General features: G+C 73.5%; 16 protein-coding genes. 6 read left to right on the top strand and 10 right to left on the bottom strand.

Going from position 1 to position 22,077, the window contains the following annotated elements; all coding sequences use genetic code 11:
* Nucleotides 1–78 precede the first annotated feature (78 nt).
* Entirely contained in the window at nt 79–933 is an 855-nt protein-coding gene (locus AB0N63_RS11835; protein WP_019981643.1) for a bifunctional methylenetetrahydrofolate dehydrogenase/methenyltetrahydrofolate cyclohydrolase, read from the bottom strand.
* Nucleotides 934–1,284: 351 nt separating this feature from the next.
* On the opposite strand from AB0N63_RS11835, the gene AB0N63_RS11830 reads away from it, so the two are divergent.
* From AB0N63_RS11830 to AB0N63_RS11815, 4 genes are all read left to right on the top strand, one after another.
* Nucleotides 1,285–1,878 (top strand): hypothetical protein, encoded by a 594-nt coding sequence (locus tag AB0N63_RS11830; protein ID WP_365527431.1) that lies wholly within the window; start codon nt 1,285–1,287, stop codon nt 1,876–1,878.
* Nucleotides 1,879–2,023: 145 nt separating this feature from the next.
* A complete protein-coding gene (locus AB0N63_RS11825) occupies nt 2,024–2,815 on the top strand; it encodes an FHA domain-containing protein (protein WP_365527428.1) in 792 nt (263 codons plus the stop codon).
* Between the two features lie 638 nt (nt 2,816–3,453).
* Entirely contained in the window at nt 3,454–4,989 is a 1,536-nt protein-coding gene (locus AB0N63_RS11820) for a protein kinase (protein ID WP_365527425.1), read from the top strand.
* A 97-nt stretch (nt 4,990–5,086) separates the two neighbouring features.
* A complete protein-coding gene (locus AB0N63_RS11815; RefSeq protein WP_365527612.1) occupies nt 5,087–5,557 on the top strand; it encodes a hypothetical protein in 471 nt (156 codons plus the stop codon).
* 173 nt (nt 5,558–5,730) lie between these two features.
* Here AB0N63_RS11815 and AB0N63_RS11810 read toward each other — a convergent pair whose 3' ends face one another.
* From AB0N63_RS11810 to purN, 3 genes are all read right to left on the bottom strand, one after another.
* The gene (locus AB0N63_RS11810; protein WP_365527422.1) at nt 5,731–7,173 is read right to left on the bottom strand and encodes a glycosyltransferase family 39 protein; all 1,443 of its coding nucleotides are present in this window, start codon (nt 7,171–7,173) and stop codon (nt 5,731–5,733) included.
* Between the two features lie 259 nt (nt 7,174–7,432).
* Complete coding sequence (purH, locus tag AB0N63_RS11805; RefSeq protein ID WP_365527420.1) at nt 7,433–8,998, bottom strand: bifunctional phosphoribosylaminoimidazolecarboxamide formyltransferase/IMP cyclohydrolase; 1,566 nt, start codon at nt 8,996–8,998, stop codon at nt 7,433–7,435.
* Nucleotides 8,995–9,624 carry a phosphoribosylglycinamide formyltransferase gene (purN, locus tag AB0N63_RS11800; RefSeq protein WP_019981649.1) on the bottom strand — a complete coding sequence of 210 codons (630 nt, stop codon included), beginning with the start codon at nt 9,622–9,624 and terminating at the stop codon, nt 8,995–8,997. The genes purH and purN overlap by 4 nt, the downstream gene beginning before the upstream one ends.
* A 290-nt stretch (nt 9,625–9,914) precedes the next feature.
* Between purN and AB0N63_RS11795 the strand changes: the two genes are divergently transcribed.
* Nucleotides 9,915–10,754, top strand: a complete 840-nt coding sequence (locus AB0N63_RS11795; protein WP_365527418.1) for a hypothetical protein — start codon at nt 9,915–9,917, stop codon at nt 10,752–10,754.
* Nucleotides 10,755–10,805: 51 nt separating this feature from the next.
* Here the strand turns inward: AB0N63_RS11795 and AB0N63_RS11790 are convergent, their stop codons facing one another.
* A complete protein-coding gene (locus AB0N63_RS11790) occupies nt 10,806–12,680 on the bottom strand; it encodes a DUF6350 family protein (RefSeq protein ID WP_365527416.1) in 1,875 nt (624 codons plus the stop codon).
* 104 nt (nt 12,681–12,784) lie between these two features.
* Between AB0N63_RS11790 and AB0N63_RS11785 the strand changes: the two genes are divergently transcribed.
* Nucleotides 12,785–13,945, top strand: coding sequence for a sigma factor-like helix-turn-helix DNA-binding protein (locus tag AB0N63_RS11785; protein ID WP_365527413.1), 1,161 nt, complete (start codon nt 12,785–12,787; stop codon nt 13,943–13,945).
* 134 nt (nt 13,946–14,079) lie between these two features.
* On the opposite strand, the gene sucD is transcribed toward AB0N63_RS11785, so the two are convergent.
* The 5 genes from sucD to AB0N63_RS11760 all read right to left on the bottom strand — a co-directional run bounded on the left by sucD (nt 14,080) and on the right by AB0N63_RS11760 (nt 22,014).
* Nucleotides 14,080–14,964 carry a succinate--CoA ligase subunit alpha gene (sucD, locus tag AB0N63_RS11780; protein ID WP_009190236.1) on the bottom strand — a complete coding sequence of 295 codons (885 nt, stop codon included), beginning with the start codon at nt 14,962–14,964 and terminating at the stop codon, nt 14,080–14,082.
* Between the two features lie 28 nt (nt 14,965–14,992).
* The gene (gene sucC, locus AB0N63_RS11775) at nt 14,993–16,174 is read right to left on the bottom strand and encodes an ADP-forming succinate--CoA ligase subunit beta (RefSeq protein ID WP_365527410.1); all 1,182 of its coding nucleotides are present in this window, start codon (nt 16,172–16,174) and stop codon (nt 14,993–14,995) included.
* 535 nt (nt 16,175–16,709) lie between these two features.
* A complete protein-coding gene (locus AB0N63_RS11770) occupies nt 16,710–17,927 on the bottom strand; it encodes a VWA domain-containing protein (protein ID WP_365527407.1) in 1,218 nt (405 codons plus the stop codon).
* Between the two features lie 67 nt (nt 17,928–17,994).
* On the bottom strand, nt 17,995–20,667 hold the full coding sequence (locus tag AB0N63_RS11765) for a DUF5682 family protein (RefSeq protein WP_365527404.1): 2,673 nt from the start codon (nt 20,665–20,667) through the stop codon (nt 17,995–17,997).
* A 159-nt stretch (nt 20,668–20,826) separates the two neighbouring features.
* Nucleotides 20,827–22,014 carry an AAA family ATPase gene (locus tag AB0N63_RS11760; protein ID WP_365527402.1) on the bottom strand — a complete coding sequence of 396 codons (1,188 nt, stop codon included), beginning with the start codon at nt 22,012–22,014 and terminating at the stop codon, nt 20,827–20,829.
* Nucleotides 22,015–22,077 lie beyond the last annotated feature (63 nt).

Raw genomic sequence — 22,077 nt, 5'->3', positions numbered from 1 at the left:
TTCACCGAGCCTCCGGAGGTCTGCCCAGACCCTCCGGCGGGCTTCGCGACGGCCCGCGCCCGGCGGGGGCCGCCCGCCTCAGCCGACACTGCGCTCCGCCGCCTCGACCACGTTGACCAGCAGCTGGGCCCGGGTCATCGGGCCGACGCCGCCCGGGTTCGGGGACAGCCAGCCGGCCACCTCGGCGACGTCCGGGTGCACATCGCCGACGATCTTGCCCTCGGCATTGCGGGAGACGCCGACGTCGAGCACGGCGGCGCCCGGCTTGACGTCCTCCGCGCGGATCAGGTGCGGGGAACCGGCCGCGGCGACGATGATGTCGGCCCGCTTGAGGTGGGCGGACAGATCACGGGTGCCGGTGTGGCACTGGGTGACCGTGGCGTTCTCGCTGCGCCGGGTGAGCAGCAGCGGCATCGGCCGGCCGATGGTCACACCGCGGCCGACGACCACGACCTCGGCGCCCTTGATCTCCACGCCGTAGCGGCGCAGCAGGGTCAGCACGCCGTTGGGCGTGCAGGGCAGCGGGGCCGGCTCGTTGAGGACCAGGCGGCCGAGGTTCATCGGGTGCAGGCCGTCGGCATCCTTGTCGGGATCCATCAGTTCGAGGATGCGGTTCTCGTCGATGCCCTTGGGCAGGGGCAGTTGGACGATGTAGCCGGTGCAGGACGGGTCCTCGTTCAGCTCGCGGACGACCGCCTCGATCTCCTCCTGGGAGGCGGTGGCCGGCAGCTCGCGCTGGATGGAGGCGATGCCGACCTCGGCGCAGTCGCGGTGCTTTCCCGCGACGTACTTGCGGCTGCCGGGGTCGTCACCGACCAGGATCGTGCCGAGGCCGGGCGTGACGCCCTTCTCCTTCAGCGCCGCCACGCGGGCGGTCAGATCGGACTTGATCGCGGCTGCGGTGGCCTTGCCATCGAGAATCTGGGCGGTCATGGTCCCATCCTCGCGGATGAACCTGTGCCGGTTCCAATCCGGGGGGCCGCTCGGCGGCGCGCCCCCGCCGCCGCCCCCGTTCCCGCCACGTGTCCCGCCCGCGGCCCGTGCGGGGCCGTTGGGCCGCTACGCGGCCCGTAGGTGACCTCCGTGATCAGCGATGTTGCGCTTGCACAACACATCGCATCACCTACGGAATGCGGCTGGACAAGTAAGCAGTCGGTCAAGAACGATGAACACAACAGTGCCGCGGGCAGCTCATCGGGGGGACGGGCCGCAATCTCTGTAGATCTCTCCTCCGTACGGTGCCGCGCGTCGTCCCCGCACTTGATCAACGGAGGAAACCCCGCCATGAGTTACGGCGATCCGAACAACCCGTACGGCCCGCCCCAGGGCCAGCCCGGCTACCCGCCGCAGCAGCCGGGGTACGGCGCGCCCCAGCCGGGCCAGGCTCCCGGCTACGGGTACCCGCAGGCCCCGCCGGTCGGCCAGCCCTACGGCTACGGCGCCGGTCCCCAGGAGATGCCCGGCCTGATGAAGACCGCCCGGGTGCTGCTGTTCATCCTGGCCGGTCTCCAGCTGCTCTTCGGCCTCATCGTCGGCATCCTGGCGGGCGCGGCGCAGGACACCTCCAGCGCCTTCGGCTCCGGCGACGACACCAAGGCCGCCACCGGGCTCATCATCGCCATCGCGATCGTCCTGCTGGCCTTCGGCGCCCTGTCGATCTTCCTGGGAGTCAAGCTCAAGACGGGCGGCACGGGCATCCGCGTCACCACGATCGTGTACTCCTCGCTGATGATCCTCGGCGGTCTCAGCAACCTCGTCCGGGGCGGCGGCGGCTCGGGCACCTTCGGTGGCATCATCTCGCTCGCCATCGCCGGCATCATCCTCGCGTCCATGGTGAACGGCTCGGCCTCCGCCTGGTTCAACCGCCCGCGCTACTGAGCGTGGGAACCACCGCCGAGTCCCACCGCGCACTTCGCGCCGTTCGTCCACAGGGCCGTGCCCCGCTTGTCCACAGGCGGGACACGGCCCCTGCGCGTCGCCCTAATCTGGAGCCCGTAGCCGTACAGGCACGGGGAGACGCACCTTGTACAGCATCATCGTGGTACCTCCGCCGACCACGGAGGACGAACGAAACAGCGCCCAGATCCGGCTGGCACCCGGCGACCGCCTCACTTTCGGGCGCTCCGCCGGGGGCAACGACCTGGTGATCCGGCACGACGGGGTGTCCCGCCGGGCCGGCCGCATCACCGCGCACGGCGCCTTCTGGATACTGAGCAACCTCTCCACCCACCAGACCTACGTCGTGGAGAACCCGGAGGGCGCCGGCGAGCACATCAAGGTGGGGCCGGGCCGGCTGGACGCGCCGATCCCGTTCGAGTTCTCCCGGATCGTGCTGCCGGCGGCCGGGGACCTGCTGCCGATCGAGGTGTGGGCGCCCCGGCACGACTATCTGGAGGGTGCGGACGGCCCGGACGGCGAACCCACCGCGCCCGCCTTCTCCGTGGACCGCGCCAAACGCTACTTCGCGGTCCTCGCCGCGCTGTGCGAACCCCGACTGCGCGGCGACCCGCACGCACCGCTGCCCACCGTCGACCAGGTGGTCGACCGGCTGCGTCCCGTCTGGCCCGCCGCCTCCCGCGCCTCGGTCCAGTGGAACATCGACTACCTGGCCGTGAAGCTCCGGCTCAAACCAGGCCCCGACACCGCCGACACGGGCCCCCGCCTCAACGGCAAGAAGGAGACACTGGTCTCCCTGGCCCTCCGCTTCGACCTGGTGAGGGAGGCCGACCTCACGGTCCTGTCGGCCCCCCGGAGCGCAACGGTCCCGCTCGGCGACGGAGCCGACGGAGCGGCCCGCCCCGAGGCGACCCGGTGACCGAGACGTACGCCGTCGTGGTCCCGCGCGGCTACCGGGTCGGCGTCTGGGAGGTACGCCGCCCCCTCGCCACAGGCGCCTTCGGCAGCGTCTACGAGGCCCGCCGCATCGACGACCCCCCACCCCCCACGGGCCCCCCGGCGCCTGGCCGTACAGGTCATCCGGCGTCCCCGGAGTGCGTGGACAGCCGTGCCGCTTCGTGCCCCACAACCGGCACGCCCCCCTCAGCAGCCACAGGCAGCCAGGCGCCCTCGGGCGACGCGGCGCCCCCGGGGGCCGCGGGCGGAAGGGCCACGCCGGACGCCGCAGGCGGAGGGATGCTGCCGGAGACCGCAGACACCCCAGCACGCACACGGGCGGCAAGCGGCAGGGCACGGTCGAATGCCACGGACCGCACACCCGCCTTACCAGCCACGAGCGGCAGGGCGCCCACGGGAGCCGCAGATACCGCAGTTCGCCCAGGCGCCGGAGGCACCGCAGCGCTTGCAGCGTCCGCCGGTGGCCAAGCCCCCTCGGCGGCCACGGACGGCGTGGCAGCCCTACCGGCCGCAGGCGGCAAGGTGCCCCCAGGGGCCGCAGGCAGCCCCGTCCCCGCGGAGGCGGCGGGCAGCCCGACGCCCTCGGCGGCCACGGACGGCGTGGCAGCCCGGCACGCCGCAGGCGGCACGGCGCCTCCGAGGGCCAAGCGCGGCAGGGCGTCCTCTCGGTCCGCGTCGGGTCCGGCGCTCCCGGACGTCGCCGCCCTGAAGTTCCTCCCCACCGGCACCGGCACCCCGCGCCGCCTCACCCACCTGCGTGAACTGGTCGAACGCGAAGTCACCTTGCACCGCCGGCTCAGTCGCCCTCGGCTGATCCGGATGTACGAGACGCTGACTGTGGACGACCCGACCTGCCCCGACCTGGACGGCGCTACCGTGCTCGTCCTGGAGAAGGCGGAGGGCTCGCTGGCCGCCCTGCTCGCCGCCGAGCCCCGCCCCGCCGTCGGCCCGGCACTGCTGGCGCAGATCTGCGAGGGCCTGGCCCAACTGCACCGGGCAGGCTGGGTGCACGGCGACCTCAAACCGGCCAACGTGCTGCTGATGCGCGACGGTTCAGCACGCCTGGCCGACTTCAACACGGCCGCCGAGCTGGAGGGCACCCACGCCTACTCCCCCGCTTTCTCCACCCCCGACTACACCCCGCCCGAACTGCTGTGGTCGGAGGTCGGCGTGCGGGGCCTCCAGGTGCGTCCCTCCGCCGACGTGTGGGCCTTCGGCGTCCTCGCTCATCTCACCCTTACCGGCTCCTTCCCTCTCCCCGGCGGGACCCCGACGGCCCGCCGTGACGCGGCGGCGGCCTATGCCCGCGGTGCGGACGAACTGCGCCTGTCCTCCGGCCTCCCACCCGGCTGGCGGGAGGTCGTCTGCTCCTGTCTGACCCGTACGCACGCCGACCGGATCGGCACGGAGTCCCTGCTGCGGCGGGTGACGGCAGTGGCGGGCACGGCCTGCCCCGCCCCGCGCTTCCGGCTGCTCCGGCGACTGCGCCGGTACGCGGCCGAACACGGGCGCCGCACCCGGTTGCTGCTGGGCGGCACAGTCACCGCGGCCGCCGTCGCCGCACTGGGCTTCGGCATCGGCACTTTCGTCCACGCGCCCGTCGGCAGCCAGGTCTCCACGGCACTGCCCGGGGCCGCGGCCCCGGGCACCTACGGCGCCGCCGAACTCCGCACGGACCGTGGCGTCCCCCCTTCCTACCGGCCTCTCATCGTCAACGCGGCGCACGACTGCCCCCAGCCGGAGGTGACGCCGGCTCTGATCGCGGCCATGCTGAAGGCGGAGAGCGACTTCGACCCCGCACTGTCCGACCCGGCCAAGGACGAGTACGGCATCGCCCGCTGGACCCCGCGGGTGCTGCGCTACTGGATCCGCGCGGACGGTGAGCCGGCCGCCACGATCCCCAAGCCCCCTTTCTCCGCCGCCGTGTCCATCCCGGCCATGGGCCGCTATCTCTGCTTCATCGCTCCGAACCTGGACCCCTCCCTTCCCGGTGACCGGCGGGTCCTGGTCGCCGCCGCCTACCGGACCTCGTTCCACAAGGTGAACACCGCGGGCGGAGTCCCCCCGAAGTACCGCGACTACTGCGCCCGCGTCGCGCACTACCTCAAGGAGTACACGCCAGGAGGCCGCACGTGACCCTGAGAGTTCCGAGGTACCGGCGCAGCGCGGCCGGCGGCACGGTGGTAGCAATCCGCTTCGGCGGACAGACCACCTTCGTCACATGGGGGAACCTGTGAACGTGAAGAAGCCCGCCGCGATGCTCATCGCGACGACCGCACTGCTCGCCGGCACCACGGTCGCGGCATCCGCCGCCGACCCGGCCGGCACCCGGGTGACCGGCCTCCAGCAACAGGCCGAGCAAGTCCTGGCCGGCCACCCGAAGGTCCTGCACGCGTCCGCCGACGCGGTGCGCTACGAGGGCCTGACCGTCACCGCCGCGCCCCACGGCAAGGCCGCCCTGAAGGACCTCTCCTGTGCCTACGGGCACCTGTGCATGGTCGTGAAGGGCACGAAGTTCGACTTCTACAAGTGCCAGACGTGGACGGTGAACAACTGGACCGGCGACGGCCCGTTCACCAACAACCAGACGCCGGGCACGGTGGCGAAGTTCTACAACAGGGACGGCAGCGTCCGCTGGACGTCCACGGCCTACCAGGCAGGCACGGCCACCTGGGACCCGATCTGGTCCCTGCGCCCCTGCTGATCCCGACCCGCTGAACGGCGGTGGTCTCCGGCCCCTCCTGGGGGAGGGCCGGAGACCACCGCCCCAGGGCCACGGACGGCCGGTTGTCGGGGCGACGACCGCTTGTCGAAGTCGTGGGCGGCCACGGGGGTCGCCCATCGAGATCCCGGTCAGATGGCCTCGGGGTTCGTGGGTCAGCGGTGTTCGTAAACCGTCACACGCCGGCCGCGGACCTGTTCGTCCGCGACGGGCCTGAAGTGCTCGCGCAGCACTGCCAGTTTGGCCTGATCCCGTGCAAGCGAGGACGGCCCCTCGGGGAGGTGCGCGTCCGTCACCAGCAGGATGCGCCGCTCGCTCAGGGCGAGGCTACGGATCGTGGCCGGATCCGCCTCCTCGCCGCCCAGCGTTCCGGACTCCGCAGGTGGGCATGTCAGCGCGATGTCTCGCAGGCCGGTGAAGTCATGGGGGGAGACCAGCGCGGTGTCCCGCCGGAACGCGGGGACGAAGAGCAGCGCGTCCCCGTCCCGGTGCAGTGCGCGCACCCGGTCCGCCACCGCCAGCACATCGTCCACCCTGCTGGCCGGCGACCGGGTGGCCAGTGACTGCGGCAGCAGCGCGGTCACCGCCACGACGACCACCACGGGGACCAGCCAAGCGGACGCCCGGGGCAACCGGGGAGCCGCCGCCCGAGCCACCGCGTCGAGGACGGCGCCGATCAGCAGAGCCAGGCCCAGCTGGCTGAACACGATGTACCGGTCCAGGAAAACCGGCTGGATGAAGGAGAGGCCCAGCAGGCCGAGTTGTGGGACCGCCAGCAGCGGCAGCCCGACGGCCGCCGCCGACAACCGCCCCGCCGGAGGGCGGGCCGCCAGTGCCGCGAGGCCGCCCACCATCAACAGCACCGCAGGAGCGATCGCCATGTGCCAGGTCAGCGGAGGTATCCAGGCCACCTGCCGAGCCTGACCGCGGCTGTAGAGGATCAGCGGCAGCACCCCGGCCACCGCGCCCGCTGACGCCCCGGCCCACCGCGCCCACGCCCCGCGCCCGGCACGGGTCCACAGAAGAGTCACCGCGTGCGCGGGAAGGATCAGAAGGGAGAGCCAGTGCAGCAGACCCGTCACGAGGACCAGACCGCCGTACGCGGCCCACCGCCCCGTCCCGCCGCGTCCCTGGAGCAGCGTGACCAGCAGCAGCGTGGAGAGTCCGGCACCGGCCGCGACCAGTGCGTACGAGCGGCCGTCCTGGAGCTGGAACTGCACTGCCGGGAGCAACGGCAGCGCCAGCCCGCCCACCAGTCCGGCCCGTGGCCCTGCCAGCCGGCGGCCGACGACCGCGACGCAGGCTGCCGCTCCGGCCATCGCAAGGACGGAGGGCAGCCGCAGGGTGACGATGCCGGGGCCGAAGCAGGTGAAGACGGCGTGCATCCACAGGTAGTAGAGGCCGTGCACGGCGTCCACGTGCTGGAGCGTGTGCCACAACTGGCCGGTCGGCCGTTGCGCCACCAGCCAGGTCGCGGCCTCGTCCCGCCACACGCTGTGCTGCCGGGTGAGCCCCCACATGCCGAGGACGACCGTCCACAGCACGGGCACCGCCCAGACGGGCGTGCACCATCGGGCACCGGCCGGGTGAGAGGTCATGAGCGGCCGGGTCCTCACTGCGCTTGATCATCGGATGGGCCGCTCACAGTACGTGCGAGTACGGTCCCGGCGGTGAGCGAGCGTAAGGATTTGGCCAAGGGGGCGGGGCGAGAGGCGGGCCGGTCCGCGCAGCACGGGGGATGGGGCGGCTCACGACGAAGGGCGCGGCGTCACGCTGTCGCTCGTGATGCCGCGCCCCGACGCAGTGCTCAGTGCCTCAGCTGCGGGAGCGGTACCCGACCGCTCGCCGAAGCGGTGCTCAGTGGAAGAAGTGACGCGTGCCGGTGAAGTACATCGTCACGCCCGCCTTCTGCGCGGCCTCCACGACCAGCTCGTCGCGGATCGAGCCGCCCGGCTGGACGATCGCCTTCACACCGGCCGCGATGAGGATCTCGGGGCCGTCCGGGAAGGGGAAGAACGCGTCGGAGGCGGCGTAGGAGCCGCGCGCCCGCTCCTCGCCTGCCCGCTCGACGGCGAGCTTGCAGGAGTCGACGCGGTTGACCTGGCCCATGCCGACGCCCACCGAGGCGCCGTCCTTGGCGAGCAGGATGGCGTTGGACTTCACGGCCCGGCAGGCCTTCCAGGCGAAGGCGAGTTCGGCCAGCTCGTCGGCGGACAGCGCCTCACCGGTGGCGAGGGTCCAGTTGGCCGGGTCGTCGCCGTCGGCCTGGAGCCGGTCGGTGACCTGAAGCAGCGCGCCGCCGTCGATCGGCTTGACCTCGGTGGGGCGGGAGGGCGCCGCCGGAGCCTTCAGCACTCGGATGTTCTTCTTCTTGGTGAGGGCTTCGAGGGCCCCCTCCTCGTAGTCCGGGGCGACGATGACCTCGGTGAAGACGTCGGCGACCTGCTCGGCCATCTCCTTGCTGACCGGACGGTTCACGGCGATGACGCCGCCGTAGGCGGAGACCGGGTCGCAGGCGTGCGCCTTGCGGTGCGCCTCGGCGACATCCGCGCCGACGGCGATGCCGCACGGGTTGGCGTGCTTGATGATCGCCACGCACGGCTCGTCGTGGTCGTAGGCGGCACGGCGCGCGGCGTCCGTGTCCGTGTAGTTGTTGTACGACATCTCCTTGCCGTGCAGCTGCTCGGCCTCGGCGAGGCCGGCGCCGGTGCCGTCGACGTAGAGCGCCGCGGGCTGGTGCGGGTTCTCGCCGTAGCGCAGGGTGCTCTTGCGCTCCAGGGTCGCGCCCAGGAAGTCGGGGAACGCGGAGTCGTCGACGGGCGCGTAGGAGGAGGCGAACCAGCCGGCCACCGCGATGTCGTACGACGCCGTGTGCTGGAACGCCTCGGCGGCCAGCCGCTTGCGGGTGGCGAGGTCGAAGCCGCCGTCCTGCACGGCGGAGAGGACGTCGGCGTAGCGCTCGGGGCTGGTGACGACCGCGACCGAGGGGTGGTTCTTGGCGGCGGCGCGCACCATGGAGGGGCCGCCGATGTCGATCTGCTCGACGCATTCGTCGGCCGAGGCGCCGGAGGCGACCGTCTCGCGGAAGGGGTAAAGGTTGACGACGACCAGGTCGAACGGCTCGACGCCCAGCTCGGCCAGCTGCCGCCGGTGGTCCTCCAGGCGCAGGTCGGCGAGGATGCCCGCGTGGACCTTGGGGTGCAGGGTCTTGACCCGGCCGTCCAGGCACTCAGGGAAGCCGGTCAGCTCCTCGACCTTGGTGACGGGCACACCGGCCGTGGCGATCCTCGCGGCGGTGGAGCCGGTGGAGACGAGTTCGACGCCGGCCTCGTGCAGCCCGCGCGCCAGCTCCTCCAGACCGGTCTTGTCGTAGACGCTGACCAGCGCGCGCCGGATGGGCCGCTTGTTGCTCTCGGCGGTCACAGGATTACTACCTTTCGTCCCTCGATGCGGTAGCCGTGGCGGGCGAGCCGGCTCACGACCTCGACGAGCAGCCTTCGCTCGACTTCCTTGATGCGCTCGTGCAGCGCACTCTCGTCGTCCTCGTCCCGGATCTCGACCACGCCCTGGGCGATGATCGGGCCGGTGTCGACCCCGTCGTCGACGAAGTGGACGGTGCAGCCGGTGACCTTGGCGCCGTACGCGAGCGCGTCGCGGACGCCGTGGGCCCCGGGAAAACTGGGCAGCAGCGCGGGGTGCGTGTTCACGAACCGCCCGCCGAACCGTGCGAGGAACTCCTTGCCCACGATCTTCATGAACCCGGCGGAGACGACGAGGTCCGGTTCATGGGCGGCGACGGCCTCGGCGAGCGCCGCGTCCCACTCCTCGCGGGTGCCGTAGTCCTTGACCTTCCGCACGAAGGTCGGCAGCCCGGCGCGCTCCGCGCGTGCCAGCCCCTCGATGCCCTCGCGGTCGGCGCCCACGGCGACGATCTCGGCGCCGTAGGCCTCGGCTCCTGTCTCGGCGATCGCGTCGAGGAGCGCCTGCAGATTGGTGCCGGATCCGGAGACCAGCACGACGAGGCGCTTGGCCACGGGCTTGGCGGCCACGGTGGGGCCCTTTCTCGGGGGAGCTGTTTGTACGGTCGTACGAATGCTTCGCGCCCCCGGATACGGGGAAGCCTACGAAGCGGCCGACCGTCAGCAACGATACCGGCACACCGGAAGGCCCCCGTGGGACGGGGGCGTGGCCGGAAGGTAGCGTCTGGGGAGAGCTGGTACGGGGACGCGCGGGGAACGCACTTGGCGCACCGTGCGTTCAACGGATACCGGGCCGGACACCCGACTGTCCGGGCCAGTCGTGACTACCACGTGACTACCAAGGGGAAGACGCTCTCTTGATGCCGGACCGCAGCCCGCGACTCCTCACGCTCCTGCCGCAGCCGACGCGGGGAGGGGAGCGCGGCGCCGTGCTGCTGAGGGAGCGTCCCACCTCGCCGCCGGATGCGCCCTCCGGTGGCGAGGGCGGCGGGCGGAAGGGTCCCGCCGAGGAGGACAACCCGTTCGCGCCGCCCGCCGAGGGCACACCCGACCGTCCCTGGCAGCCCCGGCACCCGTCGGGACAGGGGCAGGGTCACGGAGAGGGGCAGGGGCAGGGTCACGGAGAGGGGCAGGGTTCCGGTGACAGGCCCGGCGGTCCCGGCTCCGGTGACGGTGGCTCGCCGTGGGGCAGCCAGTGGAGCGACCGTCAGCCGGGCCGCTCCCCCGGCGGTTTCGGGGAGCGCCCGCAGCGGCCCGGCGGTGGGTCCGAGAAGCCGGGCGGCGGACCGGGTCCCGGTATGCGCTGGGACCCGACCGACCCCGCCCAGCGCCGTGCGCGGTTCGCTCTGCTGTGCGGGATGTGGGCCTTCTTCTTCGCTCTCTTCAGCTGGCCCTACGTCGCCCTGCTGCTCGGCGCGCTCGCCCTGTACTGGGGCATCAGCTCGCTGCGCGCCAAGCCGCGCCGGCCCGGACCGGACGCCGCCCAGGCGCCCGAGGGCCGCCCGCAGATCACGGCCGCGGTCAGTGGCCTGGTCACGGCCTCGCTGGCCCTCGTCCTGGTCGCCACCGGCTTCGCCGCGCAGTTCGTCTACAGCGACTACTACTCGTGCGTGAACGACGCGCTGACCAACGAGGCGAAGCAGTCGTGCGACCAGCATCTGCCGCGGGAGCTGCGGGGGGTGCTGGGGGTCGACGGCTGAGGCCGGCGCTCCCCCTCGCGGGGCGCGGTGAGCGTGGTGCGGGGCCGGGGGTCACTCGGGGGGCGTTCCGGGGGGTGCGGGGTTTGCGGTCGTAGGGGGCGTGGTCGTGCCCGGGGTGGGTGCGGCGGGGGTCGGCGCGGCCGGTGACTCGGGGGGCTCTTTCGCCAGGGTTGACGTGTGCTGCCCGGCGGGGAGGGGCGGCTCGGTCCGGTCCGCGGGGGGCGGTGCCTGCTCGGGCTTCGCTGCCCGGTCCGGTCCCGCCGTCTTCTTCTCCTGCTTCTTTCCCGGCGTCGCCGTCCCGTCCGGCGTCACCGCCTTCTCCGGCTTCGCCGTCTTCTCGGTCGGCTCCAGGTGCTTCGGCGGAGTCGCGGGGCTCGGCTGCGCCGGCCGGCCGAGGGCGGCCGGGGCGGGCAGCCCGTGGGAGCCGTGGTCGGTGCCGGCGGGCGACGGCGGGTCCAGCGGGAGCACGTCGTACGGCTCCAGGGTCGCGTCGTAGTGGTCGTCGGCCACGCGACGGCGCTCGGCGTCCGCCGTGTGGGCCGGCTGAGCCGCCCGTGCTTCGCCGCCCGTGCGGGGATTCGTGATCCGCCACGGGGTGTGCCCGTCCGTCTGCGCACGGTGCCCCCGGCAGCGCCAGGCCCGTACCAGCACCGCCGTCGGCACGGCCGCCGTCGCGGTCCACAGCAGGGCGGCCCCGGTCACCTGCCAGCCGACCGGTCCGAAATCGGCGAGGGCGGCGTTTCCCAGCGGGCCGCCCGCCAGTTCCGCGAGCAGGCCGAGCGCGATCGCGCACACCAGGCAGGCCAGCGCGGCCCCGCCCGCGGTCCGCCGCCACGACCAGGCTCGCAGGCCGCCGTTCGCACCCGGGTCGCGGGTCTCCCGTACCGCCGCGCCCGCGAGGAACCAGCCGATCGTCAGTCCGGCCGCGGCCGGCACCGCCGTGGCGGCCCAGTTCAGCGGGGTGCCGGGTCCCGTGTCGGGGACCGCCGCGAGCAGCGGGAACGGCGGCAGCGACGGCAGCGGGGCGGAGGAGAGCGGGCCGACCTGGCTGGAGCCGAGCGCGAAGCCGGGACCGAGGGTGTAGGCCGCCGCCCACAACACCGCGTTCGGCAGCAGCGCCAGGCAGAGCAGCAGGACGGCGAACCGTCCCGACCAGCCCTCCGTCAGTTTCAGGAACGCCCCTTGGGCCGCGCCGGCGTGCGCGACCAGCGAGACTCCGAGCACCAGGGCGCCGCCCCCGACGAACACCACCACTCCGGCGCCCGCCGCCCGCGCGGAGGCGCCGAGGCGGGCCCGTGGTCCCGGCCCGAGCAGGAGCCGCCGTACTCCCGGCGAGAGCGACAGAGCGTCCAGCGCCCGTTCCACCGGGACGCGCGGACAGCCGTACGCCGCCCAGACACCACTGCCCGCCGCCGCCACCGCCACCAGCGGCACCCACAGGACGGTCCACGGCCACGAGGGGTGCAGGGGGCCGCCGGCCGCGTACACCGCGGCCGCGACGGCGACGGAGAGGTAGCCGATGACGACGCCCGCCCAGGCGGTGTGCTGAGGCAGCAGCGGTCCGCCGTCGGTGGTGTCGGTGGCGTCCCGCGCCGCCCGGTGCAGCAGCAGCACGGGCAGCACGAGCAGCAGCAGCGGTGCCACCCCGATGGGGGTGGGCGCGCCGGTGAGGGTGCCGGGGCGGAGCAGTTCGGCGCCGTGCGCGAGCAGCCACAGCGCGGCGGCGACGTGCAGCGCGCCGCCGGGCCCGCTGTCGGGGTACGGCGAGCTGATCCACAGCACGATGACGAGCACGGCGGACGAGCCGAGCCCGAGGCCCGCCGCCACCACGCCGCCGAGGAAGCCGGCGCCGAGACCGGGCGAACGGTCCCGCACGCGGATGCGCAGCTGGGCCAGGGGCGGGCGGTGTGGGGTCGTCTGGATCACGCCGCCATGCTGCCAACGTCACACGCATTCCCGGCGCAACAGGCGAACCCCCGATGTGTCGCGCAATATACGTTTATGTGCCTATTCACACGGAGGGACGCACTGTGACGGATCGTCATGCGAACCCGCTGCCGCAGCCCGTTGAGGACCGTATGCCCTGCGCGGCACCCGCCCTGACACGCACTCAGTCCTCCGGGACGACGACCACCGACACCCGCGACCGGCCGGAAGGGCCGGAGGGGGTGAAGGCCGGAACGGCCGGGACCGAGCTGACGCCCGCTCAGGCCTTCGACGCGCTTTACGCCTTCTGCGCCCCCGCCCTCGTCCGCCAGGCCTATCTCCTGACCGGGCGTCACGAGCGGGCGCGCGGCGCCGTGGAGGCCGCCTTCCGGCAGGCCTGGCAGCGCTGGCCCGAGGTGGCCCACGACCGGGACCCGGCGGGCTGGGTGCGGGCGGCGACGTACGAGTGCGCGCTGTCCCCCTGGCACCGGCTGCGGGGGCGCGACCGCCTGCCCGACGCGCCGCCGGACCCCGCCGACCGCGCCCTTCAGGACACGCTGCTGCGGCTCCCGCCGTCGTACCGCCGCACGCTGGTGCTGTACGACGGCGTCGGCCTCGATCTGCCGGAGACGGCGGCCGAGACGGAGGCGAGCACCCCGGCGACGGCCAACCGTTTGATGCACGCCCGCGAGGCCGTCGCCGCTCACCTCCCCGAACTGGCCGACCCGACGGAACTCCACCGCCGCCTGGTCCGCCTCGGCTCGGCGGCGACCCTGGCGGCGGGGAACGCTGCCGCGACGGGCAGGACCGTGTCGGGGACGGGCGCGGGCGGTTCCGCCCCGCCGGCGGGCGCCCCTGCTCAGGGAGCCTCCGGGGTGGCCGGGGTCGCCGGGGTCGCCGGGGCCGCAAGAAGCGGCGGGCGCGGCGCCGGGGCGGCCGGGAGGCCGGTCGCCGGGGCCGCGGTCGCGTCGGTGGCCGCCTCGGTCGCCGGGCCGGCGGCCGTGCGGACCGCCGAGGAACGCAGCACCCGTTTCTGGACCCGGTCCGCCATCGCGTTCACCGTCACCATCATCGGCGCGACGGCGCTCACGCTCCGTACCGCCCCGACGCACTACCTGGCGCCGGTCTCCCCCGGTCATCCGGTGCGGGGCCTGCCGGTGGAGGCGGCGGCCGGTCCCTTGTCCCCGGACACGCTCAAGCAGCGCGCGCGGCTCAAGGCCGAGGCGGCGGGCGGACCGGAGCGTCTGGTGCCCGAGATCCGCTAGCCCTTTCGGGGCGCGCCCCGTGTGCGCCGCGTGCGTGCCGTCTCCGTACGAGCCGACGGGCCCGTTCCCGGCCGGCGCGGCCGGGAACGGGCCCGTCGATGTCACACGTCGGGCGGCCGAACCGCCCGGACGGTTCAGCCGGCGAGGATCTCGCGGGCGAGCTTGGCCGTCTCGGTCGGGGTCTTGCCGACCTTGACGCCCGCGGCCTCCAGGGCCTCCTTCTTGGCCTGGGCCGTGCCGGAGGAACCGGAGACGATGGCGCCGGCGTGGCCCATCGTCTTGCCCTCGGGCGCGGTGAAGCCCGCGACGTAGCCGACGACCGGCTTGGTCACGTTCTCCTTGATGAAGGCCGCGGCCCGCTCCTCGGCGTCGCCGCCGATCTCGCCGATCATGACGATCAGGTCGGTGTCGGGGTCGGCCTGGAACGCGGCGAGCGCGTCGATGTGCGTGGTGCCGATGATCGGGTCGCCACCGATGCCGACGGCGGTCGAGAAGCCGATGTCACGCAGCTCGTACATCATCTGGTACGTCAGCGTGCCGGACTTCGAGACCAGGCCGATGCGGCCCGGCTTCGTGATGTCGCCCGGGATGATGCCGACGTTGGACTGGCCCGGGGTGATGATGCCGGGGCAGTTCGGGCCGATGATGCGGGTCTTGTTGCCCTTCTTGCCGGCGTACGCCCAGAAGGCGGCCGTGTCGTGCACGGCGATGCCCTCGGTGATCACGACGGCCAGCGGGATCTCGGCGTCGATGGCCTCGACGACCGCGTCCTTGGTGAACTTCTCCGGCACGAAGATGACGGAGACGTCGGCGCCGGTCTTCTCGATGGCCTCCTTGACGGTACCGAAGACAGGTACCTCGGTGCCGTCGAAGTCCACGGTCTGCCCCGCCTTGCGCGGGTTCACGCCGCCCACGACGTTGGTGCCGTCGCCGAGCATGAGCTTGGTGTGCTTCATGCCCGTCGCACCGGTCATGCCCTGGACGATGACCTTGCTGTCCTTGTTGAGCCAGATAGCCATGGTGTGTTGGTGTCCTCGTCCTGAGTGCTTACTTGGCGGCGTGGGCCAGCTCGGCGGCCTTGTCGGCCGCGCCGTCCATGGTGTCGACGCGCTGGACCAGCGGGTGGTTGGCGTCGGTGAGGATCTTGCGGCCCAGCTCGGCGTTGTTGCCGTCGAGGCGGACGACGAGCGGCTTCTCGACCTTCTCGCCGCGGTCCTCGAGGAGCTTCAGCGCCTGGACGATGCCGTTGGCGACCTCGTCGCAGGCGGTGATGCCACCGAACACGTTGACGAACACCGACTTGACGTCCGGGTCGCCGAGGATGATCTCCAGGCCGTTCGCCATCACCTGGGCGGAGGCGCCACCGCCGATGTCCAGGAAGTTGGCGGGCTTGACGTCACCGTGCTTCTCACCGGCGTACGCGACGACGTCCAGGGTCGACATGACCAGGCCGGCGCCGTTGCCGATGATGCCGACCTCGCCGTCGAGCTTGACGTAGTTGAGGTTCTTCTCCTTGGCAGCCGCCTCGAGCGGGTTGGCGGCGGCCTTGTCGTGGAGTTCCTCGAAGTCGGGGTGACGGAACTCGGCGTTGTCGTCCAGGGAGACCTTGCCGTCGAGGGCGATGACCTCACCGGAGGCGACCTTGGCCAGCGGGTTGACCTCGACCAGGAGGGCGTCCTCCTTGATGAAGGTGTCCCACAGCTTGACCAGGACGTCGGCGACCTTGTCGGCGACCTCGGCCGGGAACTTGGCGGCCGCGACGATCTCGCGGGCCTTCTCGGGGGTCACACCGTCGATCGCGTCGATCGGCGTCTTGGCGACGGCCTCCGGGCGGGTGGCCGCCACCTCCTCGATCTCCATGCCGCCCTCGACGGAGGCGATGGACAGGAAGGTGCGGTTGGCACGGTCGAGGAGGAAGGAGACGTAGTACTCCTCGACGATCTCGGGGGCCGTCTCGGCGATCATCACCTTGTGGACCGTGTGGCCCTTGATGTCCATGCCGAGGATGTCCGTCGAACGGGCGACGGCCTCGTCCGGGGTGGCGGCGAGCTTCACGCCACCGGCCTTGCCGCGACCACCGACCTTCACCTGCGCCTTGATGACGGACTTGCCGCCCAGTCGCTCGGTGATCTCGCGCGCCGCCTCAGGCGTGTCGATGACTTCACCGGCCAGCACCGGTACATCGTGCTTGGCGAAGAGGTCCCTCGCCTGGTACTCGAACAGGTCCACGCGCTTCCGTCCCTATCAGTGATCTCGCGGTTCGTTGGATGCGTGGGCGTGCCGCGAAGGGCAACGTGACGTCCGCTTGTCACTAGGGGGGCGCACACGGTGTCCGAGCGCGCGGCATGTCCATCTCGCAGGTTATCGCCGCTCACGGGGGCGCCCTAAATCCGGGGTCACACCCACGCGGTGATACCTGTCACATGATGCCGCCGCTCCTGGCACGGCGTGCCGGATGTGGCCGGATCCGCAGGGCCTCACCGGGCTGGGGTCGCCCCGGTGAGGACCCCGTGCACGGCCCGGAGGGCCCGGACCCGCTGGTCCCCATCCCAATGGGGACCAGCGCGGCCCTGTCGCAGGGTTCCGGGCGGGCGTCCGGACGAACCGACGACTTCCGGCCAGCCGTGCCCAGTGGCCCGCACAGCCCCGCAGACTCGCAGGTCCCCCGCGGCCGTACGCCGCGTGAAGCCGGTGGGCCGGGGGCCGGTCGTACGGTGAACGTCCCCGGCTCGGCCGTACGCATGTGGTGGCCGGGCACGAGCCGTCACACGGTGGCCGGCACCGGCAGGGGGCGCTTCTCGATCGCCGCCGCCATCACCTCCGGGAACAGGTCGGGGGTGCAGGCGAACGCCGGCGCCCCGAGGGCGGCGAGCGCGGCGGCGTGCTCCCGGTCGTAGGCGGGGGCGCCCTCGTCGGAGAGCGCGAGCAGGGCCACGAACTGCACTCCTGACGCCTTCATCGCCGCCACCCGCTTCAGCATCTCGTCGCGTATCCCGCCCTCGTACAGGTCGCTGATCAGCACGACCACCGTGTCCGCCGGCCGGGTGATCTGCGCCTGGCAGTACGCCAGCGCCCGGTTGATGTCCGTGCCGCCGCCGAGCTGGGTGCCGAAGAGCACGTCGACCGGGTCGTCCAGCTGGTCGGTGAGATCGACGACCGCCGTGTCGAACACCACCAGCCGGGTGCTGATCGACCGCATCGACGCGAGCACCGCGCCGAACACCGACGCGTACACCACCGACGCCGCCATCGACCCGGACTGGTCGATGCAGAGGACCACCTCCTTCTTCACCGAGCGGGACGCCCGTCCGTAGCCGATGAGCCGTTCCGGCACGACTGTGCGGTACTCGGGCAGGTAGTGCTTCAGGTTGGCCGCGATCGTGCGGTTCCAGTCGATGTCGTGGTGGCGGGGCCGGCTGACGCGCGCGCTGCGGTCGAGGGCACCGGTGAGGGTGGCACGGGTGCGGGTGGCGAGCCGCTGCTCCAGGTCCTCGACCACCTTGCGCACCACCGCCCGCGCCGTCTCCTTCGTCGTCTCGGGCATCGCCTTGTTCAGCGAGAGCAGCGTGCCGACCAGGTGGACGTCCGCCTGCACCGCCTCCAGCATCTCCGGTTCCAGCAGCAGCGTCGCCAGCCCGAGCCGGTCGATGGCGTCGCGCTGCATGACCTGCACGACGGAGGAGGGGAAGTACGTCCGTATGTCCCCGAGCCAGCGCGCCACCGACGGCGCGGACGCCCCGAGGCCCGCCGATCGGTTCCCGCCGCTCGGTCTGCCGCCGTCGCCCTTGCCGTAGAGCGCGGTGAGCGCCCCGTCCATGGCCGCGTCCCGGCCCGAGAGCGTGCAATCGGTGCCGTCGGCGCCCTCGCCGCCGCCGAGTACGAGCCGCCACCGCCGCAATCGCTCCTGAGCGGACTCGGGTGCCGCGTCCGTCACGGCGTCTCCCTCCCTCGCGCTCACGCCGTGTCCCTCGACCGCGCCCATGCCGTTTCCCCTCCTCGCCGTCATGACGTGCGCCTCCCCGCAGCCGTGCCGCCTCCTTCTCCCGCCGTCATGCCGCCGCCCCCGCACGTCCGTCGCGGACCGTTCCCCCGACCTCTGCGCCCCGCGCTCCGGCGCCGGTGTCCGCCGTACCGGCGGCGATGCCGTTCGCCTCCGCACCGCCGTTCGTCGTGGTCCGGGTCGCGGTCACCGCCGCCTCGTCCAGGCCCAGCAGCAGCCGTATCACCGGCACCACCGCGTCCGCCCGCTCCTCGTCCAGGCCGGGGCCGAAGCCGGGCGCGCCCGCCGTCGGCGCCCCGGCCGCGCCACCGCCCTGCCCGGGACCGCGCCGGACCAGCTCGCCGAGCGTTCTGCGCACCCCCGGCTCGTACGCCGAGAAGGTCCGCCGCAGCAGCGGCAGCACGTCCGTGAACGCCTCGGCGGGTACTCCGGTCAGCCAGGCGTCGAGGAGAGCGAGCAGCCGGTCGTCGTGCACGAGCAGCATTCCGCCGCCGCCCCCGCCGACGAAACCCTCGATCCACGCCGCCGCGTCCGATGGCGGTGTTCCCGGCGACAGTGCGAGCCCCATCAGCCGCGCCGCCCGCTCCTGCTCCGTCGCCCCGTCGTCGAGCAGGAGCCGCACCGCGCGCCCCCGGATCACGCCGGGCGCCGTGTCCCGCTCGGCGAGGGTCCGCAGCACGGTGTGCCAGCGGGGTCGCAGGTCGCTGTGGCGGACCGTGAGGGTGTCGCCCAGCAGGCCCACCGCCGTGTGCACCGCGTCCACATGGCGGCGCATCTCCTCGGCCGCGTCCGCGTCCAGGGCGGCGCAGGCCGCCGGCAGGCCGACGAAGATCCGTTCGGCGAGGCCCGCGGTGACCCCCGCCAGCGCTCCGGTCTCGGTGCCGCGCACGTCGCCGTAGCGCAGGGAGCGCACCAGCGCCGGCAGCGCCTGCGCGAGATGGCCGACGTCCGCGTCGAGCGCCGCCCGGTCGGCGAGCGCCCTCATCACCACGGGCAGGGCATCGGTGAGTCCGGCGAGCAGGCAGCGCTCGGCGAGAGCGGTGATCTCGGCGAGGGCTTGCGCGCCGACGGCGTCGGATTCCGCCCTGGCGGTCGCGGCGGCGAGGACGGTCGTCCCCCATACTCCGGCCTCGGCGACCCGTACCGACAGTTCCGGTTCCCAGCGCAGCCGCCAGGTCTCACGGAACGTGCCCGTGCCGCTGCGCGAGGCGGCCGGTTCGCCCCAGTCGACGCCCAGCAGCCGCAGCCGGTGCAGCAGCCGGCTGCGCTCGGCGTCGGTCTCCTTGCGCAGGTCGAGTTCCAGCTCCCGCTCCAGCGCCTCCGGTTTGAGGCGCAGGCGGCGCTGGAGGCGGGCGAGGTCGCGCTGGAGCGGCACGGCGGGCGCCGTGCCCGGCACCTCGCCGAGGACGTCGCCGACCACCAGCCGGTCGTGCACCAGTGCCTGCGGCACGTCCGAGCCGTCGCACATCACCGCGCGCACGGCGTCCGTGGTCTCGCTCAGCCCGGGCAGCGGACGGCCGCGCATCGCGGCGAGCGTCTCGGCCAGCCGCACCGCCTCGATGACGTGCGCGGACGACACGATCCGGTCCTCCTCGCGCAGCAGTCCGGCCACCTTGGTCAGCCACCGCTCGACCGGCCGGTCCGGCGCGGCGAACAGGTGTGCGTACCAGCCGGGCGAGTCGATGCCCGCGCCGTAGCCGCTGGCCCGGGACAGCCGGCGGTGCGTCCAGGGCACCCACGTCAGGTCCGCCCTGATCTTGGGCAGGCCCTTCAGCAGGGCGCGGTCGGCGGCGACGGTGGCCTTCCGTCGCAGCGCGGGCACGTGCCAGGCGCCGCAGACCACGGCGACGCCGTCCCCGAACTCGCGCTGCGCGGCGCGCACCTTGAGCCGCATGTGGGCCTCCCGTACGAGGTCCCGTCCGTGGCCGCCGCTCCCGTACGCCTCCCGCAGCGCGTCCATCGCCTCCTCCAGCGCGAGGAAGGGTGCGAACGGGTCCGCCGCTCCGCTCCCCCGGTGCTCGACGACGTCCTCCCACCAGCGCTCCGGATCGTCGTGACCGGCGGTGTCGGCGAGCACGGCGAGCGGATCGACCCGCACCGCGGAGCCGGGGCGCGCACCCGAACCACCGGGCGTCCCGGGACCGCCGGGTCCGTCCGAGTCGTGGGGCGCCCCCGACGGCCCGCCGGGCGCCTGCGAACCGGCGGGCGCTCCGGCGCGGGCGGGCGTCCGCCCGCGTTCCGGGGACTTGCCGGCCCCCTCCTCCGGGGAGTCCCCGATCCCGGGACGGCCCTCACCTGGGCCGAGCCCGGACTCCGGTTCGCCGGCGTGTGCCGACGCGTTCTCGTCGTCCCGTTGCCAGGCCAGCGTGTGGGTGGCCGGCAGGTCGATGAAGCGGGCCGGGACGTCGTGTTCCAGGGCCCAGCGCAGGGCGACCCACTCCGGGGAGAACGCGGCCAGCGGCCAGAAGGCGGACCGGCCCGGCTCGTCCACCGCGTGGGCGAGCAGCGCGACCGGCGGCCGCATGCCCTCGTCCAGGGCGAGCGGGACCAGCGCGTCCGCCTCGGGGGGCCCCTCGATCAGGACCGCCCGCGGCCGCGCCGCCTCCAGCGCGGCCCGCACCGCCCGGGCCGAGCCCGGCCCGTGGTGCCGCACCCCTAGGAGCAGCGGCCCCGCGCCGGGCCACCGGCCCTCCGTCGCCTCGGTTCCCTCATTCCCCGCCACACCGTCCCCCTCGCGCACACCGTCCCCCTCGCCCCGACCGCGCGCGCCGCCCGCCCCGGCCGCCCGTCCAGCTGGGCTCGTCCTCGGCCCGGTTCCGCACCGCACCGCCCGGCGCCCGCTCCCGGCCCGCCGCGCTCCCCCGCGCAGACTCGTCGTCCCTCACGCGCTCACCTCCCGGCAGGCCCGGTAGAAGTCCTTCCAGCCGTCCCGTTCGCGGACCACCGTCTCCAGGTACTCCTGCCAGGCGGCCCGGTCGGCCGCCGGGTCGCGGACGACCGCGCCGAGGATGCCCGCGGCGACGTCGCCGGCCCGCAGCACGCCGTCGCCGAAGTGGGCGGCCAGCGCCAGGCCGTTGGTGACGACCGAGATCGCCTCGGCGGTCGAGAGCGTGCCGCTGGGCGACTTCAGCTTCGTCCGGCCGTCGGCGGTGACGCCGTCGCGCAGTTCGCGGAAGACGGTCACCACCCGGCGGATCTCGTCGATACCGTCCGGTGCGGCCGGCAGGTCCAGGGAGCGGCCGATCTGGTCGACGCGGCGCGAGACGATGTCGACCTCGGCCTCGGGGGTCTCCGGCAGCGGCAGCACCACCGTGTTGAACCGGCGGCGCAGCGCGCTGGACAGGTCGTTCACCCCGCGGTCGCGGTCGTTGGCCGTGGCGATCAGGTTGAAGCCGCGGACCGCCTGCACCTCCTCGCCCAGTTCCGGTATCGGCAGGGTCTTCTCCGACAGGATCGTGATGAGCGTGTCCTGCACGTCGGCCGGGATGCGGGTCAGTTCCTCGACGCGGGCGGTCATGCCCTGCGCCATGGCCCGCATGACCGGGCTCGGCACGAGGGCGTCGCGGCTGGGGCCGTGGGCCAGCAGCCGCGCGTAGTTCCAGCCGTAGCGGATGGCCTCCTCGGGCGTGCCCGCCGTGCCCTGGACCAGCAGCGTCGAGTCGCCGCTGACCGCGGCGGCCAGGTGCTCGGACACCCAGGTCTTCGCCGTGCCGGGCACGCCGAGCAGGAGCAGGGCGCGGTCGGTGGCCAGGGTGGTGACGGCGACCTCGACGATGCGGCGCGGGCCGACGTACTTGGGCGTGATCACCGTGCCGTCGGGCAGGGCGCCGCCGAGGAGGTAGGTGGCCACGGCCCACGGCGACAGCTTCCAGCGGGCCGGGCGCGGGCGGTCGTCCTGCGCGGCGAGCGCGGCGAGTTCGGCGGCGAATGCCTGCTCGGCGTGCGGCCGCAACGCCTGCGCCGTCTCGGCGCCCGGCGCGCTCCCGCCGCTGCCCGCGCCGCCAGCGTTCGCGGGCGCGGAGTGGTTCTGGCTCGGTTCGACGGGTGTCGGTTCCACGGACACAGACATGGCTGAGGCCCCCTCCAGCTCGGCCGGTTCGGATCTGGTGACCACCGTGCACCACGGCACTGA

Origin of the sequence: Streptomyces sp. NPDC093260, assembly GCF_040683715.1 — a bacterium.
GTDB lineage: Bacteria > Actinomycetota > Actinomycetes > Streptomycetales > Streptomycetaceae > Streptomyces > Streptomyces sennicomposti.
The sequence above is the reverse complement of the archived record's forward strand: the minus strand, read 5'-3'. Positions and strand labels throughout refer to the sequence as shown.